The sequence below is a fragment of the Pseudomonas sp. MAFF 730105 genome, from assembly GCF_055380705.1.
The window spans coordinates 5,260,763-5,275,465 of the sequence record NZ_AP018438.1; the positions used below are offsets into that span (position 1 = coordinate 5,260,763).

Here is a 14,703-nt window from a genome sequence, read left to right on the forward strand (position 1 = left end):
ATCGCGAGCAGGCTCGCTCCCACAGTTGATTGCAGGTTGAATGCGATCCCTGCTCGCGATGGCGTCAGCGTTTACACCACAGAATCAAGCCTCTGGCCAGAACGCCCGAATCCCCGCCACACCTTGCGCTCCCGCCTCCCAGGCCTTCTGCCGTTCGGCAGGCCCCACTCCGCCCAACAGATACACCGGACGGTTGAAACCCTCGATCAGCCGCGCAGCCTCTGCCCAACCCAATGGCTGGGCCTCGGGATGAGTCTGGGTCGGTTGCACGGGCGAGAGCGTCACGAAGTCCACATCCATTTGCTGTGCCAGGGAGAGTTCCTCGGCGTTATGGCAGGAAGCCGCCAGCCAACGGTCCTTGCCAAAGGGGCGACCGGCCGCCGCATGCTTGCGCAGTTGCGCGGCGGTGACGTGCCAACCGGCGGAAGGGAAGTCTCCCAACCATTCGAAAGGGCCCTTGAGCATCAGTTGGGCCTTGCCGGCACACAGCCCCGCCGCATCCACTGCCAGATCACGGTACTGCGGATCGTAGCCATTGGGCGCCCGCAACTGGACCAGCTTGATTCCGCCCGCGATAGCCTTCTGCATGCCCCGCAACAGGGCCGGTGTTTCAAGGCCTTCCGGGGTGATCAGGTATTCGCCGGGCAAACGTGCCGCCGCGACGATCGGCTGGTTGGCGGCCGGAAACTCATAATGGGTCAGATCCCGGGCCGTGACCCAAGCCAGCGGTTGCCCTTCGGCACCATGGGGTTCGCCGGAGAACGCCGAGACTTCCCAGACATCCAGCAAGACCTGTTTGTCCGGATAATCGTGACGCACCTTGATCAACGGCCGGGCCGCGTCGACCACAATCCCCAGTTCCTCATGAAGCTCCCGGGCCAGGGCTGTCTCGACAGACTCGTGGGCCTCGACCTTGCCGCCGGGAAACTCCCAGAGGCCACCCTGATGCTGGGTGTCGGCGCGCCGGGCGATCAGGATCTTGCCGGCAGCGTCGCGAATGACCGCTGCCGCTACATGTACTCGTTTCACCGCGCTGTCTCCTCCAGGCCGGCTTGTTGCCACGCCTTGAACGCTGGCCATTGGTAAAGGGTTTCAACATAGGCCGCATCGACCTCCGGCAGTTCCACCTGATAGGTACGCAGGCGCACGGCGACCGGCGCGAAAAACGCGTCCGCCAGGCTCAAGGTGCCAAACAGGTACGGACCGGCTTCGGTCGCCACAGCCCGGCATTCGGCCCACAGCGCCAACATCCGCTCGATTTCCGCCTCGACATCGGCCGGCATGGGCGACAAAGGCGCGTCGTGGGCCAGGTCAAATGGCAGGTTGCTGCGGAGCGCGAAGAAACCACTGTGCATTTGCGCACAGGCCGAACGCGCCTGGGCCCGGGCCGCCACAGCCTTGGGCCAGAGGCCGGCGTCGGGAAACTGTTCGGCCAGGTATTCGGCAATCGCCAGGGAGTCGGCGACGACACCCGTTTCGGTCTGGAGCAACGGGACCTTGGCGGTGGCTGAATACTTGAGCAGTTTTTCCCGGGTGTCGGGCTGGAAGAGCCTGATCAGCTCCTCGGTGTACTTCGCACCGGTCAAGTCCAGGGCCAACGCGGCGCGCAGGGACCAGGAAGATATTCTTTTGTCACCGATGATCAGATGCAGGCGCATGTATGGAGTCCTTTCTTGTGGCTATTCAGAAATCGTACAGGTCTGTTCCGACGCCATCGCGAGCAGGCTCGCTCCCACAAGGATATCTGCAGGCTGGCATAAGCCTGTTTCCAGCACAAATCCCCTGTGGGAGCGAGCCTGCTCGCGATAGGCACAACTCGGCCCCAAGCCTTGTTAAGTCCGGTACTCGGCGTTGATCTTCACATACTCATGGGACAGGTCGGTGGTCCAGATCGTCTCGCTGCAATCACCGCGCCCCAGTTCGATGCGGATGGTGATTTCTTCCTGCTGCATCACCGCTGCTCCCTGGGCCTCGGTATAGGTCGTGGCGCGGGCGCCTTGGCTTGCGATGCAGACCTCGCCGAGGAACACGTCGATCTTGCTCACGTCCAGGTCCGGCACGCCGGCACGGCCGACGGCTGCGAGGATCCGACCCCAGTTCGGGTCCGAGGCGAACAGCGCGGTCTTGATCAGCGGGGAGTGCGCCACGGTGTAGCCGACATCCAGGCACTCCTGGTGATTGCCACCGCCATTGACCTGCACGGTCACGAACTTGGTCGCGCCTTCGCCGTCACGGACGATGGCCTGGGCCACTTCCATGCACACCTCGAACACCGCCTGTTTCAGGGCCGCGAACAGCGGGCCGCTGGCTTCGGTGATTTCCGGCAGGTTGGCCTTGCCGGTGGCGATCAGCATGCAGCAGTCGTTGGTCGACGTATCACCGTCGATGGTGATGCGGTTGAACGACTTGTTGGCGCCGTCGAGCATCAGGTCCTGGAGCACCTGGCGGGAGACTTTGGCATCGGTCGCGATGTAGCCGAGCATGGTCGCCATGTTCGGGCGGATCATGCCGGCGCCCTTGCTGATGCCGGTGACAGTAACCGTCACACCATCGTGCTGGAACTGACGGCTCGCGCCCTTGGGCAAGGTGTCGGTGGTCATGATGCCGGTGGCGGCGGCGGCCCAGTTGTTTTCCGACAGATCATCGAGGGCGGCCTGCAGCGCGCCTTCGATCTTCTCGACCGGCAGCGGCTCACCAATCACACCCGTGGAGTACGGCAGCACCTGGGCGGCATCGACGCCGGTCAGCTCGGCCAGCTTGGCGCAGGTGCGTTCGGCGGCGGCCAGGCCCGGCGCACCGGTGCCGGCGTTGGCGTTACCGGTGTTGGTCAGCAGGTAGCGCACCGCCCCCTGGACACGTTGCTTGGCGAGGATGACCGGTGCGGCACAAAAGGCGTTGAGGGTGAACACACCGGCAACCGTCGAGCCTTCGGCGCAACGCATGACCACCACGTCCTTGCGCCCCGGGCGCTTGATGCCCGCCGAGGCAATACCGAGTTCAAAACCGGCAACCGGGTGCAACGTTGGCAACGGACCAAGACCAACAGCCATGAATGCGCTCCTCAATAAATGAATGTCTGAATCAAATGGCAAAACGCCGCGACAGAGGTGGCCTGTCGCGGCGCGGGTCGTTCAGCGTTTGAGACGGGCGTTACTGGATCTGCCCGTGGCAATGCTTGTATTTCTTGCCCGAACCGCAATAGCACAGTTCGTTACGGCCTAGCTTCTGCTCGTTGCGCACCGGCGCGGTCGCCAGGGCGACATCCACATCGACCCCCTCTTCCTGGGCCTGGGACACTTCCAGGCCTGGGGCTTCGGCATGCTCGAACTGCATGCGCGCGGCCAGGGCCTCGGCCTCCTGACGCAGTCGGGCTTCCTCTTCGGCCGGGTCTTCGCGGCGAACCTGAACGTGGGACAGCACGCGGATCGAGTCGCGCTTGATCGAGTCCAGCAGCTCGGAGAACAAGGTGAAGGATTCACGCTTGTATTCCTGCTTCGGGTTCTTCTGGGCATAACCGCGCAGATGGATACCGTGGCGCAGATGATCCATGGTCGACAGGTGGTCTTTCCACAGGTCGTCCAGTACCCGCAACACGATCTGCTTCTCGAAGGAGCGCAGCGCTTCGGCGCCGGCCTGGTCTTCCTTCTCGTTGTACGCGGCGATCAGTTCGGCCAGCAGCTTCTCGCGCAGGGTTTCTTCGTACAGGTGGTCGTCTTCGTCGAGCCATTGCTGGATCGGCAACGACACGCCAAAGTCGCTGCGCAGGGCAGCTTCCAGGCCGACGATGTCCCACTGCTCCGGCAGCGACTGCGGTGGAATGTGGGCGCTGACGGTTGCATCGAGCACTTCCTGGCGGAAGTCGGCGATGGTGTCACCGATGTTATCGGCAGCCAACAAACTGTTACGCATGTGATAGATCACTTTACGCTGTTCGTTGTTGACGTCGTCGAACTCGAGCAGTTGCTTGCGGATATCGAAGTTACGCCCTTCGACCTTGCGCTGGGCCTTCTCGATGGCGTTCGTCACCATGCGGTGTTCGATCGCTTCGCCTGGCTGCATGCCCAGGGCCTTCATGAAGTTCTTCACCCGGTCAGAGGCGAAGATACGCATCAGGCTGTCTTCCAGGGACAGGTAGAAGCGGCTGGAACCGGCGTCACCCTGGCGACCGGCACGGCCACGCAACTGGTTGTCGATACGGCGCGACTCATGACGCTCGGAAGCGATTACCTGCAAGCCACCGGACTCGAGCACCTGCTGGTGACGTTTCTGCCAGTCGGCCTTGATCTGCGCGATCTGCTCGGGTGTCGGATTTTCCAGGGAGGCGACTTCCACTTCCCAGTTGCCGCCCAGCAGGATGTCGGTACCGCGACCGGCCATGTTGGTGGCGATGGTCAGCGCACCCGGGCGACCGGCCTGGGCGATGATTTCGGCTTCCTTCTCGTGGAACTTGGCGTTGAGAACCTTGTGCTCGATGCCTTCCTTGTTGAGCAATGCGGACATGTGCTCGGAGGTTTCGATCGTGGCGGTACCCACCAGGATCGGACGACCCTGGGCCATGCCGTCCTTGATGTCGTTGATGATCGCCGCGTACTTCTCTTCGGCGGTCAGGAACACCAGGTCGTTGTAGTCTTTACGCGCCAGCGGCTTGTTCGTCGGGATCACCACCACTTGCAGGCCGTAGATCTGGTGGAACTCGAACGCTTCGGTGTCGGCGGTACCGGTCATGCCGGACAGCTTGTTGTACAGGCGGAAGTAGTTCTGGAAGGTGGTCGAGGCCAGTGTCTGGCTCTCGGCCTGGATGTTCAGGCCTTCCTTGGCTTCGATGGCCTGGTGCAGACCTTCGGACAGGCGACGACCCGGCATGGTACGACCGGTGTGTTCGTCAACCAGCACCACCTGGCCGTCCTGCACGATGTATTCGACGTTGCGATGGAACAGCTTGTGGGCGCGCAGGCCGGCATAGACGTGGGTCAGCAGGCCCAGGTTATGGGCCGAATACAGGCTTTCGCCTTCGGCCAGCAGGCCGACGCGGGTCAGCACTTCCTCGATATATTGGTGGCCGGCTTCGTTGAGTTCGACCTGGCGGGTCTTCTCGTCAACGGTAAAGTGCCCGGCCTGGGTCACTTCGCCTTCCACTTCCTCGACGTGCAGCTTGAGCTGCGGGATCAGCTTGTTGATCTCCATGTACAGCTTGGAGCTGTCCTCGGCCTGACCGGAAATGATCAGCGGCGTACGGGCTTCGTCGATGAGGATGGAGTCGACTTCGTCGATGACCGCGAAATTGAGTTCACGCTGGAATTTCTCTTCCAGGCTGAACGCCATGTTGTCGCGCAGGTAATCGAAACCGAATTCGTTGTTGGTACCGTAGGTGATGTCGGCAGCGTAGGCGGCACGTTTCTCCTCCGGTGGCTGGAACGGCGTGACCACGCCGACGGTCAGGCCAAGGAACTCGTAGAGCGGGCGCATCCAGTTGGCGTCGCGGCGGGCCAGGTAGTCGTTGACCGTGACCACGTGCACGCCCTTGCCGGACAGTGCGTTGAGGTAGACGCCCAGGGTCGCCACCAGGGTTTTACCTTCACCGGTGCGCATTTCGGCAATCTTGCCTTCGTGCAAGGTCATGCCGCCGATCAACTGGACGTCGAAATGGCGCATGCCCATGACCCGCTTGCCGGCTTCGCGGGCTACCGCAAAGGCTTCGGGCAGCAGCTGGTCGAGGGTTTCCCCCTTGGCGATGCGGTCCTTGAATTCGGCGGTCTTGGCGCGTAACTGATCGTCCGAAAGGGCCACCATTTGCTCTTCGAAGGCATTGACGATCTGTACCGTCTTGAGCATGCGCTTGACTTCACGCTCGTTCTTGCTTCCAAAGAGTTTCTTTAACAAAGGCGCAAACATATCGGCAGGATCTTCCACACTAAAGGGATGGAGGGCGGCCCCGTGGGTCGCCCGTGCAGCCCTCATGGCCGCATGCGAACGAGCATTCTACCCGGAAACGATGGTGAGGAAAGTGGCGTTATTCCACGATGCTGGCACAGCGCTGTGACGGGGCCCTCCTAAAATAAGGGCTTTTACGCGAAGTTCAACCCACAAAGCGCATAAGTTCCTACTGTTTGTGTCAGCAAGTAGCCATTGGCCGTTGGGGTCGAGGCGTACCCGGCGCTTTCTGCTACCATGGCGCCTCTGTCACTCGCGGTATTCGTTCATGGCCTTCCGCCCTCTCCCAGCCAAGGCTCCTGCCGTTCTGTTGCGCGAAGCCAAACCGCTGAAAGCCATCTTCGGCCACGCCAAGCGCCTGGGCCACCTGCAACGCCTGCTGGACAGCCAGTTGCAACCCGCCGCGCGCGAACACTGCCACGTGGCGTCCTGGCGTGAAGGCAGTTTGCTGCTGATCGTCACGGATGGTCACTGGGCCACGCGCCTGCGCTACCAGCAGAAACGCCTGCTGCGTCAATTACAGGCATTCGAGGAGTTTGCCAGCCTGACGCGGATTCTCTTCAAGGTACAGCCACCCACCGTACAGGTCGGGGCCAAGGGGCATACCCTGGACCTGTCCACCGACGCCGCCGAAACCATCCAGGCCACCGCGGACGGCATCAGCGACCCGAGCCTCAGGGCAGCGCTGGAGCGGTTGGCGGCCCATGCCAGGGCCAAGCCCTGAGACCTCCATTGCCCGGCAGGCAGCCATCGCGAGCAGGCTCGCTCCCACAGTGAACCGCATGTGATCCCTTGTGGGAGCGAGCCTGCTCGCGATGAAGACACCTCGGCTCTCAGCTACCGCCGCTTGTTGCCTCCCAGCAACGACCCCATCAACCCCCGCACCAACTGCCGCCCCAATTGATTGGCCGCCTGGCGCATCGCCGATTTCAATGCCTGGCCCGCCGCCGTGCCAAGAAACTCTCCGGCCTTCTCGGTAAAACTCGGCTCCTCGACCGCCGGTTTGCCGGGCGCAACCTCGGGCTCCAGGCCCTTGCGACCCATCAGCACTTCGTAGGCCGATTCGCGATCAATGGGTTTATCGTAGCGTCCCTGCAACGGCGAGCGGGCGATCAAGCCGGCGCGCTCGGCCTCGGTCAGTGGCCCGATGCGCGACTGCGGGGGCGCCACCAACACCCGTCGGACCATCTCCGGCGTGCCTTTTTCCTGCAGGGTGCCCACCAGGGCCTCGCCAATGCCCAGCTCGGTAAGCACGGCCAGGGTGTCAAACTGAGGGTTCGGCCGAAACCCGTCGGCCACCGCCCGCAGGGACTTCTGTTCCTTGGCGGTAAAGGCCCGCAGGCCATGCTGGATGCGCAATCCCAGCTGCGCCAGGACGTCGTCCGGCAAGTCGCCCGGGGATTGAGTGACAAAGTACACCCCGACGCCTTTGGAACGGATCAGGCGTACCACTTGCTCCAAGCGCTCCTGCAACGCCTTCGGCGTATCGGCGAACAACAAATGCGCCTCGTCGAAGAACAGCGCCAGCAGCGGTTTGTCCGCATCGCCGCGCTCGGGCAATTGCTCGAACAGCTCGGCCAGCAGCCACAGCAGGAACGTCGCGTAGACCTTGGGCGCTTCGTGGACCAGACGACTGGCGTCCAGCAAATGAATGCGGCCACGACCGTCACTGTCCGGTTGCAGGATGTCTTCGAGCTGCAAGGCCGGTTCGCCGAACAACGCGTCGGCCCCCTGCTGCTCCAGGGTGGACAAGCGCCGCAACAGCGCCTGGCTGGAGCCGGTGGTCATCAGGGCCGCATCGTCCCCCAACAGTGCAGGGTTGTCCTTGAGGTGATTGAGCAGGGCCTTTAGGTCCTTGAGGTCCAGCAACAACAGGCCTTCACGATCCGCCACCTTGAACGCGGCGTACAGCGCAGCCTGCTGGCTGTCGGTCAGCTCCAGCAGGCTGCCGAGCAGCAACGGCCCCATCTCGCTCAGGGTGGTGCGCAGCGGGTGACCGGACTGGCCGTGAACATCCCACAGGGTCACCGGATAAGCCCGGGGCTTATGTTCGAGCCAGGGCATGCCGGCGATACGCTCGGCAACTTTGCCCTGGGGGCTGCCGGCGGCGCCGAGTCCGCACAGATCGCCCTTGATATCCGCCGCGAACACCGCCACGCCGGCGTCGCTGAAGGCTTCGGCCAGGCGCTGCAGGGTGACAGTCTTGCCGGTGCCGGTGGCGCCTGCCACCAGGCCATGACGGTTCGCCAGGCGCATGGCCTGACCAACGGGTTGGCCGGCCAGGTCGGCGCCGATAACGAGTTGCAGTGAGTCAGGCATTGGGTCACCTGTGATTAATTTTTGAACAAGTATGGTCGATATAAGAAGCGACAGGCCTCACTGAAAACACGGTCGGATAATTCCCCAAGGAGAGAAGGAAATATCAGAACTTTCAATACGGCGCCCTTTTTCGAACTTTTCATATGAAAGCACGCCCAGAGCTATAAGACTCAGCGGAACCCCGAGCCATGAATAAAAACCTGCGTTTCAGCCACAAAATCCTGATTGCCGCCGCCCTGATCGTCATCGCGGCCTTTGCATCCTTCACCGCCTACAACGATTACCTGCAACGTAACGCCATTCGTGACGACCTCGACGGCTACCTGCATGAAATGAGCGACGTCACGGCGAGCAACATCCAGACCTGGCTGAGCGGCCGCATTCTGCTGATCGAAAACCTGGCCCAGAACATCGCCGTCACTCCGGATCAGGCCAGCGTCACCCGCCTGCTGGAACAGAAGGCGCTGACCTCCACCTTCATGGCGTCCTACCTGGGCGATGCCAAGGGCAGCTTTATCATACGCCCCGACGCAAAGATGCCCGACGGCTTCGATCCCCGGGTACGCCCCTGGTATAAAGGCGCCGAAAACAGCAGTACCGCCACCCTGACCGAACCCTACATCGACGCCGCCAGCGGCGGACTGATCATTTCCATCGCCAGCGCATCCAGAAACAACGGGCAAAGTGTCGGCGTGGTGGGTGGCGACCTGAGCCTGCAAACCATCATCGACAACCTCAAGACCGTGGATTTCGACGGCATGGGCTACGCCTACCTGGTCAGTGCCGATGGCAAGATCCTGGTGCACCCCGATAAAGCCCTGGTCATGAAGACCCTGAACGATGCCTATCCGCAAAACACGCCGAAAATCAGCAATCAGATCAACGAAGTCGAGGTCAACGGCCATACCCGCATCGTCACCTTCACACCGATCAAGGGCCTGCCCTCGGTGAACTGGTACGTCGGTGTGTCGGTCGACAAGGATCAGGCCTACTCGATGCTCAGCAATTTCCGAACCTCGGCGGTGATTGCCACGGTCATTGCCGTGGTCTTCATCATTGCGCTGTTGAGCATGCTGATTCGTCTCCTGATCCAGCCATTGCATGTCATGACCCGGGCCATGGAGGACATCGCCGACGGCGAGGGCGACCTGACCAAGCGCCTGACGATCCAGAACCAGGACGAATTCGGCATCCTGGGCACCGCGTTCAACCGCTTCGTGGAGCGGATCCATGGTTCGATCCGCGAAGTGTCCTCCGCCACCGAGCACGTCAACGAAGTCGCCTTGCGCGTGGTGAGCGCCTCGAACTCGTCGATGGTCAATTCCGACGAACAGTCCAGCCGGACCAACAGCGTCGCCGCGGCCATCAACCAACTAGGCGCCGCCGCCCAGGAAATCGCCCGCAATGCCGCCCAGGCTTCCCATCAGGCCAGCGATGCCCGTGGCCTGGCGGAAGACGGCCAGCAGGTGGTGGACCGCAGCATTGCCGCGATGAACCGGCTGTCCGACCTGCTGAGCACGTCGAGCAGCGACATCGAATCGCTGAACAGCAAAACCGTGAACATCGGCCAGATCCTGGAAGTGATCACCAGCATTTCCCAGCAAACCAACCTGTTGGCCCTCAACGCGGCCATCGAAGCCGCCCGGGCCGGCGAGGCCGGGCGCGGATTTGCCGTGGTGGCCGATGAGGTGCGCAACCTGGCCCATCGCACCCAGGAATCGGCGCAACAGGTGCAGACCATGATCGAGGAATTGCAGGTTGGCGCGCGAGCGTCGGTCACGACCATGAATGACAGCCAGCGTCACAGCCAGGAGAGCGTGGAGATCGCCAACCAGGCCGGCGAGCGTCTGAACAGCGTGACCCAGCGCATCGGCGAAATCGACGGCATGAACCAGTCGGTGGCTACGGCAACCGAGGAACAGACAGCCGTGGTGGAGTCGATCAACGTGGACATCACCGAAATCAACACCCTGAATCAGGAAGGCGTGGAAAACCTGCAATCCACCTTGCGCGCGTGTTCCGATCTTGAACGGCAGGCGGCGCGGCTCAAACAGTTGGTAGGCAGTTTCCGTATCTGACAGCGCCTGGACTGGCCCCATCGCGAGCAGGCTCGCTCCCACAGTTGGAATGCAATCCCCTGTGGGAGCGAGCCTGCTCGCGATGAGGGCCTATCAAACAAAGTAATACTCCACTGACACCTCGGCCCCACCACAACCCAACCGAACATCTATTCTTCATAAAGGTCAACACAGGAGAACACAGACCGGAGGGATATTCATCGTGCATATAGCGGACATAACCATGTTCTACGCCCCCGCCAGCGGAGGCGTGCGCACTTACCTGGATGCCAAGCACCGTCGCCTGGGGGATCGGCCCGGTATCCGCCACAGTCTGCTGATTCCCGGCGCGCATTTGAGCGAGCAGGATGGGATCTACAAGGTGCCCGCCCCTGCGCTGCCCTTCGGCAAGGGCTACCGCTTCCCGCTGCGCCTCGCGCCCTGGCGTAACGCCCTGCGCGATCTGCAACCGGACCTGATCGAAGTCGGCGATCCCTACCTCACCGCCTGGGCCGCACTGGACGCTCGACGCCAGCTGGACGTGCCCGTCATCGGGTTCTATCACTCCGACCTGCCCCTGCTGGTGAGCAATCGCATGGGCAATTGGTTCACCCCCAACATCGAAGCCTACGTCAGCAAGTTGTACGGCAATTTCGACCGGGTCCTGGCGCCGAGCCAGGTCATGGCCGACAAGCTGACCGGTCTGGGGGTGCGCAATGTCCATGTGCAGCCTTTGGGCGTTGACCTGCAGACCTTCCACCCCGGCGCCCGCGATCCAGAACTGCGGGCCGAGCTGGGCATCGCCGAAGACACTCGCCTGCTGATCTTCGCCGGGCGTGGGTCCAAGGAAAAGAACCTGCCGGTGCTGCTCAAATGCATGAAGCGCCTGGGCGAGCGCTACCATCTGCTGCTCGTGGGCTCGTCCATGCCCGCCGTGGTGCCGGACAACGTCACCGTGATCGATGCGTTCCGCCCGGCGCCGCAAGTCGCCCGGCTGATGGCCAGCGCCGACGCTCTGCTGCATGCCGGCGATCAGGAAACCTTCGGTCTGGTGATCCTCGAGGCCATGGCCAGCGGCATTCCGGTGGTGGCGGTCGCGGCTGGGGCGTTCACCGAGATCGTCCAGGAAGACTGCGGCCTGTTGTGCACGCCGAACAATCCACAGGCCATGGCCAATGCCGTGCGGCAGCTCTTCTCCGAAGGTTGCCAGCGCCGCGGTTTGCTCGCGCGCCGTCATGTCGAGCGTCATTACGCCTGGGATTCGGTGGTCAACAGCCTGCTGGGGCATTATTACGCCGTGCTCGGTGAACAGATGCCGCTACAGGCCAATGGTTGAGACGAGGTCCGTGCCGATGAATCACTCGCCCAGCGTATTACTGGTACTGCACGACGTGGCCCCGCAAACCTGGCCCGACTACCAACCCTTCGTCGAAGCCGTTGACGCGCTTGGTCACGTGCCGATGACCTGGCTGGTGGTGCCGGACTTCCATCACACCAACGCGCTGGATGATCACCCGGAGTTTCGACGCCTGCTCGATAGCCGGGTCGAGCGTGGCGATGAATTGGTGTTGCATGGCTACTACCATTGCGACGACGGTCCACCGGCCCTCCACCCCCGGGATTGGTTCATGCGCCGGGTCTACACCCATGAAGGTGAGTTCTACGGCCTGTCCGAAGAAGCCGCCCTCACCCGCCTGCGCGCCGGCATCGAAACCTTTGAGCGTTACCAGTGGCCGCTGGAGGGTTTCGTCGCCCCGGCCTGGCTGATGAGCGAAGGCACACGCCGGGCCTTGCGCCAGTTGCCGTTGAGTTACACCAGCGATACCCAGCACCTGTATCGCCTGCCGGACTTCACCCCCATCGACGCCCCGGGGCTGGTCTGGAGCGCACGTAGCGCCTGGCGCCGTGGGTTATCGAAAGTGCTCAGCGACCAACGTGAACAGCGTTGGCGCCAAGCGCCGGTGATTCGCCTGGGCCTGCACCCGGTAGACATGCGCCACGGGTTTTCCAGAAACTATTGGCTACGGACTCTCAAGCGCCTGCTCAATGAAGGTCGCGTGCCGATGACCAAGATCGACTGGCTGGCCACCCAAGGCCTGCGGGTCAGCCGCGCCGCATGAAACGGCTGATCTGGCTGGCGGCGGCTCTGCTCACGGCGTTGTTGGTGCCGCTGCTGGTGGGTGGCGGGGAAATGTGGTCGCGGGTACAGCGTTTTCCCTTGTCGTTGCTGTTGAGCATGCTGGGCATGATCGGGCTGTGCTGGGTCCTGAACTCCCTTCGCCTGCGCCTGCTGCTGGGTGAGCAACGTGAGCGCATCGGCGGGCTGAAAAGCATCGGCGTGGTGATGTCCACCGAGTTCGCCATGTGCGCAACGCCCGGCGGCAGTGGCGGGCCGTTGACGCTGATGGCCCTGCTGGCCCGCAACGGCGTGCGCCCGGCCCACGCCAGCGCGGTGTTCGCCATGGACCAGTTGAGCGACCTGCTGTTCTTTCTCTGCGCCCTGGTGGGCATCCTGCTGTATGCGTTATTCCAGAATCTCAGCCAGCGCATGGAATCGATGCTGGTGCTGAGCGCGCTTTCGCTGTTTGGCGGACTGATCGGCTGTGCATTGATGGCTCGCTACCATCGCCGGCTGATCCTGCTGGGCGCCAGGTTGCTGCGACATCTGCGCGTGCAGGCCAGTACCCGCCACCGCTGGGGGCGCAAGATCCTGCGTTTCCTGGCTGCGTTTACCGCAACGCTGAAACTGCCACGGCAGACGCTCCTCCAGGTCTTCGGCCTGACGTGCCTGCACTGGGCCCTGCGCTACAGCGTGCTGTACCTGGCGTTGAAAGGGCTGGGGGCGGATCTGCAATGGGCCTGGAGCTTCCTGGTCCAGATGCTCTCCCTGAGCGCGGGACAATTCAGCCTGTTGCCCGGCGGTGCCGGAGCGGCGGAGGTGACATCGGCCGCTCTGTTGGCGCCGATGGTGGGCAAGTCCACCGCTGCGGCGGCGATCCTGATCTGGCGGGCGGTGACCTACTACTTTTACCTGGTGGCGGGCGGACCGGTGTTCTTCCTGATGGTGGGACGCCCGTTGATCAAGAAGCTGATGAAGCTCCGAGAGGTTTGAAACGGTCGATGCCTACTCGGCATCGTCCTGGGGATGGGTCTGTTTCCACAGTTCGGCGGCGTCCGGAAACTCCGTACCGTCCTCCGGGCTCAGCTCTTCAGGATCGTAGCGGCTCAGGCAGCCCTCACCGAGGGTGGCCGGGGCCTTGGAGGTGGCTTTGTCCAGTGGATCGGTCATGGTGTGCCTCATCATGAAAAGAGCCCTGTCCGTCAAATAACAGACAACACAGAACTTTGTGGCGAGGGGATTTATCCCCGCTGGGCTGCGCAGCAGCCCCAAGATAATCAATCGGCCCGCCTGACACACCGAGGTGTCGATTTTAGGGCCGCTTCGCGCCCCAGCGGGGCGGTGCGACGTTTCGCTAAATCCCCTCGCCACAGGTGCGCGGGTTTATCCCCATTGTTGATCGCCAGCCGTTCGGTCAGAACACCACAGTCTTGTTGCCGTGCACCAGCACCCGGTCTTCAAGGTGGTAACGCAAGCCCCGCGCCAGCACCATCTTCTCCACATCGCGCCCGAAACGCACCATGTCTTCGATGCTGTCGCTGTGGCTGACACGTACCACGTCCTGCTCGATGATCGGGCCGGCGTCCAGCTCTTCGGTCACGTAGTGGCAAGTGGCGCCAATCAGCTTCACGCCTCGCATCGAGGCCTGGTGGTATGGCTTGGCACCGACGAACGACGGCAGGAAACTGTGGTGGATGTTGATGACCTTATGAGCGTATTCGCTGCACAGGTCCGGTGGCAGGATTTGCATGTAACGGGCCAGTACCACCACCTCGGCATCGTGCTGCTTGACCAGCCGCGAGACTTCAGCGAACGCCGGCTGCTTGTCCTGCGGGTTGACCGGTACGTGGTAGTAAGGGATGCCGTGCCACTCGACCATGCTGCGCAAGTCGTCATGGTTGGAAATCACACAGGCGATGTCACAGTCGAGCTCGTCGCTGTGCCAGCGGTGCAACAGGTCTGCCAGACAGTGGGATTCACGACTGGCCATCAGCACCACGCGTTTTTTCTGCGCGGTGTCGGTGATGCGCCAGTCCATCGAGAATTCTTCGGCAATCGGCGCGAACGCCTCGCGGAAAGCCTCGATGCCAAAGGGCAGCGAGTCGGCACGAATCTCGTGACGCATGAAAAACCAGCCGCTCTGATTGTCCGAGTGATGGCTTGCTTCAGTGATCCAACCGTTATGGGACGCCAGAAAGTTACTGACTTTAGCAACGATACCGACGCGGTCCGGGCAAGCAATCACCAGCCGAAAAGTGCGCATTAGGGAACTCCAGA

Annotated in this window: 12 protein-coding genes; 5 read left to right on the forward strand and 7 right to left on the reverse strand. The window is 62.4% G+C overall.

The window, feature by feature from the left end; all coding sequences use genetic code 11:
• Window positions 1–84 precede the first annotated feature (84 nt).
• The 4 genes from PCOSP_RS23040 to secA form a co-directional block, all read right to left on the reverse strand.
• Complete coding sequence (locus PCOSP_RS23040; protein WP_464709574.1) at window positions 85–1,029, reverse strand: Nudix family hydrolase; 945 nt, start codon at window positions 1,027–1,029, stop codon at window positions 85–87.
• Window positions 1,026–1,658, reverse strand: coding sequence for a glutathione S-transferase family protein (locus PCOSP_RS23045; RefSeq protein ID WP_464709575.1), 633 nt, complete (start codon window positions 1,656–1,658; stop codon window positions 1,026–1,028). Before PCOSP_RS23045 ends, PCOSP_RS23040 begins: the two co-directional genes overlap by 4 nt.
• A 174-nt stretch (window positions 1,659–1,832) precedes the next feature.
• The gene (argJ, locus tag PCOSP_RS23050) at window positions 1,833–3,050 is read right to left on the reverse strand and encodes a bifunctional glutamate N-acetyltransferase/amino-acid acetyltransferase ArgJ (protein WP_464709576.1); all 1,218 of its coding nucleotides are present in this window, start codon (window positions 3,048–3,050) and stop codon (window positions 1,833–1,835) included.
• A 100-nt stretch (window positions 3,051–3,150) separates the two neighbouring features.
• Window positions 3,151–5,892, reverse strand: coding sequence for a preprotein translocase subunit SecA (gene secA / locus PCOSP_RS23055; protein ID WP_139645211.1), 2,742 nt, complete (start codon window positions 5,890–5,892; stop codon window positions 3,151–3,153).
• A 307-nt stretch (window positions 5,893–6,199) separates the two neighbouring features.
• On the opposite strand from secA, the gene PCOSP_RS23060 reads away from it, so the two are divergent.
• Window positions 6,200–6,655 (forward strand): DUF721 domain-containing protein, encoded by a 456-nt coding sequence (locus tag PCOSP_RS23060; RefSeq protein ID WP_024776505.1) that lies wholly within the window; start codon window positions 6,200–6,202, stop codon window positions 6,653–6,655.
• A gap of 113 nt (window positions 6,656–6,768) precedes the next feature.
• On the opposite strand, the gene PCOSP_RS23065 is transcribed toward PCOSP_RS23060, so the two are convergent.
• Window positions 6,769–8,250 carry a helicase HerA-like domain-containing protein gene (locus PCOSP_RS23065; protein ID WP_464709577.1) on the reverse strand — a complete coding sequence of 494 codons (1,482 nt, stop codon included), beginning with the start codon at window positions 8,248–8,250 and terminating at the stop codon, window positions 6,769–6,771.
• A 188-nt stretch (window positions 8,251–8,438) separates the two neighbouring features.
• On the opposite strand from PCOSP_RS23065, the gene PCOSP_RS23070 reads away from it, so the two are divergent.
• From PCOSP_RS23070 to PCOSP_RS23085, 4 genes are all read left to right on the forward strand, one after another.
• Entirely contained in the window at window positions 8,439–10,328 is a 1,890-nt protein-coding gene (locus tag PCOSP_RS23070; RefSeq protein WP_464709578.1) for a methyl-accepting chemotaxis protein, read from the forward strand.
• A 193-nt stretch (window positions 10,329–10,521) separates the two neighbouring features.
• Window positions 10,522–11,643, forward strand: coding sequence for a glycosyltransferase family 4 protein (locus tag PCOSP_RS23075; protein WP_139645203.1), 1,122 nt, complete (start codon window positions 10,522–10,524; stop codon window positions 11,641–11,643).
• Between the two features lie 16 nt (window positions 11,644–11,659).
• Entirely contained in the window at window positions 11,660–12,427 is a 768-nt protein-coding gene (locus tag PCOSP_RS23080) for a DUF2334 domain-containing protein (RefSeq protein ID WP_464709579.1), read from the forward strand.
• Window positions 12,424–13,419, forward strand: a complete 996-nt coding sequence (locus PCOSP_RS23085; RefSeq protein WP_139645199.1) for a lysylphosphatidylglycerol synthase transmembrane domain-containing protein — start codon at window positions 12,424–12,426, stop codon at window positions 13,417–13,419. The genes PCOSP_RS23080 and PCOSP_RS23085 overlap by 4 nt, the downstream gene beginning before the upstream one ends.
• Window positions 13,420–13,431: 12 nt before the next feature.
• Here the strand turns inward: PCOSP_RS23085 and PCOSP_RS23090 are convergent, their stop codons facing one another.
• Both PCOSP_RS23090 and purU read right to left on the reverse strand, forming a co-directional pair.
• Window positions 13,432–13,596: a hypothetical protein gene (locus tag PCOSP_RS23090; protein WP_176563004.1), complete on the reverse strand. Its 165-nt coding sequence runs from the start codon at window positions 13,594–13,596 to the stop codon at window positions 13,432–13,434.
• Between the two features lie 244 nt (window positions 13,597–13,840).
• Window positions 13,841–14,689, reverse strand: a complete 849-nt coding sequence (purU, locus tag PCOSP_RS23095) for a formyltetrahydrofolate deformylase (RefSeq protein ID WP_041022929.1) — start codon at window positions 14,687–14,689, stop codon at window positions 13,841–13,843.
• Window positions 14,690–14,703: the final 14 nt, after the last annotated feature.